At 64.9% G+C, this 422-nt stretch carries 1 pseudogene; it reads right to left on the reverse strand.

The window, feature by feature from the left end:
* A pseudogene (locus IV512_RS19790) lies at positions 1-422 on the reverse strand (ribonucleotide-diphosphate reductase subunit alpha); the annotation flags it as partial.

Raw genomic sequence — 422 nt, forward strand, 5'->3', positions numbered from 1 at the left:
TCGGCCTCGGCCTTGTCCTCGGCGCCGGCGAAGGCGGCGCGCTGCACCGACTTGGAGCGCAGATAGTACAGCGACTTCACGCCGCGCTCCCAGGCGGACCAGTGCAGCATGTGCAGGTCCCACTTGTTGACGTCGCCGGGAATGAACAGGTTCAGTGACTGGGCCTGGCAGATCTCCGGCGCGCGGTCGGCGGCCAGTTCGACCACCCAGCGCTGGTCCAGTTCGAAGGCGGTCTTGAACACGCCCTTCTCGTCTTCGTTCAGGGCGTCGATGTGCTGGACCGAGCCTTCATGCTCCAGGATCGAGTTCCAGACGGCCTCGGTGTTGACGCCCTTCTCGTCCAGCAGGCGCTCCAGATAGGGGTTCTTGACCGCGAACGAGCCCGACAGGGTCTTGTGGGTGTAGATGTTGGCCGGGATCGG

Source organism: Pseudozobellia sp. WGM2 (assembly GCF_017810075.1).
In the GTDB taxonomy this organism is placed as follows: Bacteria; Bacteroidota; Bacteroidia; order Flavobacteriales; family Flavobacteriaceae; genus JADNYK01.